The sequence below is a fragment of the Mesorhizobium sp. M7A.F.Ca.CA.003.01.2.1 genome (assembly GCF_003998945.1).
In the GTDB taxonomy this organism is placed as follows: domain Bacteria; phylum Pseudomonadota; class Alphaproteobacteria; order Rhizobiales; family Rhizobiaceae; genus Mesorhizobium; species Mesorhizobium ciceri.
In genome coordinates, this window is sequence record NZ_RZRA01000653.1 from 1 (window position 1) to 3,312 (window position 3,312).

Consider the following 3,312-nt stretch of genomic DNA (forward strand, 5'->3'; position numbering starts at 1 on the left):
TTGCCGGTCCATCGCCTGCAGGAGATGGCAAAGAGGGCCGCACGTGCTTGAGGCGGAATTCGACCAGTTTGCGCGGGAATATCAGGAGCAGCATGCCGCAAGCATAAGGCTGAGCGGCGAAAACCCGGATTTCTTCGCCAGGTACAAGATCGACGACGTCGCCGCGACGCTGCGGCGGGCCGGTGTCAAACCGCGACGAATACTGGATTTCGGCGCCGGCGTCGGCAATTCGCTCGGCCATATGCGCAACGCGTTTCCCGACGCGGAGATCACCTTGCTCGATCCTTCGCGGGAATCGCTCGACATCGCCAGCAAGCGCTTTCCCGGCCAGGCCGCCTTCACGCATTTCGACGGCAAGACAATTCCCTTTGCCGACGGCAGCTTCGACCTGGCCTTCGCGGCCTGCGTCTTCCACCATATCCCCGAGAACCTGCAGATCGGACTGTTCGCCGAGATCGGCAGGGTGCTGGCCTATGGCGGCAGCTTCTTCGTCTTCGAACACAATCCTTGGAACCCGCTGACCACGCACGCGGTGAGGAACTGTGCCTTCGACGAAAACGCGGTTTTGATAAATTCGCGCGAGATGCGCGGGCGCATGGCCGAGGCGGGCCTTGCCAATACGAGGATCGTCTACCGGATTTTCTTTCCTCGGATGCTTGCGAGACTGAGGCCGTTCGAGCGCTTCCTCACCAAGGTACCTGTCGGAGCCCAATATTTTGCGCATGTGGTCAAGCCTGCCGTTTGACTTCCCGAGGATGCTGCGATTTGGCGCCGTCGGTCTGTTGAACACGGCGCTGGGATACGCGGTCATTCTGGCCGGGCTTGCGCTGGGTCTGGGCGACATCCTTGCCAACGCCACGGGCTATGCCGCCGGCCTTGTCCTCGGCTTCTTCCTCAACCGCCAATGGACCTTCAGCAGAGCCGATGGCTTCAAGCCCGGGACCGCGCTGCGCTATGGGGGTGTCTTTCTGGTCGCCTACAGCATCAATCTGGCCGTCGTAATCGCCGCCCGTTCAGCAGGCATCGTCGAAAACCCGCTGGTCCACCTCGCGGGAATCTGCGTCTATTCGGTTGTTTTCTATCTTGGCTCGGCTCGCTTCGTGTTTGTGGGGCGTGGGGACGACAGCACCGACCGCACAGTTCGGGTGGCCGACAAGCCTCGGCGGCAGCCCGCCAATCCAACACCTTGAACACCCAACTGTCACCGGAACCGATTAGAGGCGGCGCAGCATGAACGACGCTCAGGCCAGTGCGGCGGCCGCGACATACAACGAGCGGAGCAGGCTGATCTTCTGCCTGCTCGCGGCCTTGGCGATGGCGGGTGCGTTGGGTGCCCAGGCAGGCGCCACCCTGCAGGATCCCGACAGCTGGTGGCAAGTGAAGGTCGGTCTGGATTTCCTGACTAACCGGACATTTCCGACCGTCGATCCCTATTCCTACACGTTTGCCGGCCAGCCCTGGATTGCCAAGGAATGGCTGGGGCAGGTCCTGCTGGCTCTTGCCTACCGGGCGGGCGGCTGGAACGGGGTCGTCAACGCGATCATCGCCTCGATCTCCCTGACGGTTTTCCTGATGGGGTGGTTTCTCAGCGCATGGCTGAAGCCGATCCTGGCGATTACACTGGCGTTCGCCGCGGTGTTCCTGATCAACCCGATCTTCACGGCGCGTCCGCATGTCTTCACCTTCCCGATCATCGTCATCTGGACAGCGGTCCTCTTCGGTGCGGCAAGGGAAGAACGGGCGCCGCCCTGGTGGCTGCTTGTGCTGGTCGTATTATGGGCGAACCTGCACGCCACCTTCACCTTGAGCTTCGTCATCGCGGCTTTCGCCGGTCTCGATCTGCTGGCGCGCACGGGCCTGTCGAAACCGTCCCTGCTGGCGAAGTGGATCGCGTTCGGCCTGCTTTGCCCGCTGGTGAGCCTGATCCACCCCTACGGCGTCCAGGCCATCCTCGCGACGCTCGCCGTGGCCTACGGCAATGAGGCGGTGTCGCTGATCATGGAATGGAAACCGTTCAGTCAGCCGGACAGTCCTGTCCAGGAAGCGGCGATGCTGCTGGCGCTTTTCGGGCTTCTGGTGTCCCGGTTGCGAATTGGCTGGGCCAAGGCGTTGTTCGTCGTCTTCACCCTGCATGTCTATCTCGCCCATGTGCGCTTCATGTATCTGTTCTTCCTGCTGATTCCGCTGGTGATGGCGGCCGAGGTCGCACAGCAATATCACTCGCTTTCAGCCACCGCATGGCTGGCCGAAAAGCGCGACGGGCTGGAGAGATTCTTAGCCAGACGGTTCTACGCCATCTGCGGCACGGCAGCCGTTCTGCTGATCGGCGGGATCGCCGTGCTCGGCAGCGCCTATCAGGTCGCGCCGAGCCCGAAGACATCGGCCAGCGGGGCGCTGGCCTTCGCGCAAAGCCATCATCTGTCCGGCAATGTGTTGAATTCCTACAATTTCGGCGGCACGCTGATTTTCCATGGGTTCAAGACCTATATCGACGGACGGACGGACCAGCTGTTCCTGGGCGGCTTCACAAAGAGCGACAACGACACCGGACGCGGAGACGGCAAGCCGCTCCTCGAAGCCCGCCTGAAGAAATACGCAATAGATTGGGCGCTGCTGTCGGCCGACGACAGCCGGATTCCCTTCTTCGACCAGTTGGGCTGGAAACGGGCCTACTCGGACGATTACGCGGTAATCTATCTGCCCGGCGCCTGATCCTGTGCGTTCCTGGCGGATTTCGCGACAGCCAATATATGCCTTGACACCCATGTTGCAGCGCAGCAAAATTGCTGCCTGAGGGTAAGCCTGTGAGACCGACGAGCCGGGATTTTCAGCACGACCGAAGGCATCGCCGCATGAGCGTGTCGGGTGCGGCCGCACGGATCATGGTGGTCGCGCGCGAGCCGGCCGGATGAACTACCGGCGCGACATCGACGGCCTGCGGGCCGTTGCGGTGCTGCCCGTCGTGCTCTTCCATTTCGGCGTGTCCGCCATTCCTGGCGGCTTCACCGGTGTCGACATCTTCTTCGTCATATCGGGCTATCTGATCAGCGGCAGCCTGCTCGATGATCTTGAGCGGGGCCAGTTCTCGATCGGCCGCTTCTACTGGCGCCGCGCCCGGCGCATCCTGCCGGCGCTGACCTTCGTCATCCTGCTCTCGAGCATTGCCGCCTGGTTCATCCTTCTGCCTTCGGATCTCCACGAATTCAGCCTTAGCGTGATCGCCGCCGCGACCTTCTGGTCGAATATCTATTTCTGGAGAACGATGAACTATTTCTCCATCGACGCAGAACTGCGGCCGCTCCTGCACACATG

At 61.8% G+C, this 3,312-nt stretch carries 4 protein-coding genes; all 4 read left to right on the forward strand.

Annotated features, from left to right (window positions below; translation table 11 throughout):
- Window positions 1–43 precede the first annotated feature (43 nt).
- A complete protein-coding gene (locus EN969_RS23045; RefSeq protein WP_063170022.1) occupies window positions 44–745 on the forward strand; it encodes a class I SAM-dependent methyltransferase in 702 nt (233 codons plus the stop codon).
- Between the two features lie 10 nt (window positions 746–755).
- The gene (locus EN969_RS23050) at window positions 756–1,190 is read left to right on the forward strand and encodes a GtrA family protein (protein ID WP_245458386.1); all 435 of its coding nucleotides are present in this window, start codon (window positions 756–758) and stop codon (window positions 1,188–1,190) included.
- 40 nt (window positions 1,191–1,230) lie between these two features.
- The gene (locus tag EN969_RS23055) at window positions 1,231–2,712 is read left to right on the forward strand and encodes a hypothetical protein (protein WP_063170020.1); all 1,482 of its coding nucleotides are present in this window, start codon (window positions 1,231–1,233) and stop codon (window positions 2,710–2,712) included.
- Between the two features lie 196 nt (window positions 2,713–2,908).
- Window positions 2,909–3,312, forward strand: a 404-nt coding sequence (locus EN969_RS23060; RefSeq protein ID WP_164758431.1) for an acyltransferase, incomplete at its 3' end; no start/stop codon positions are given.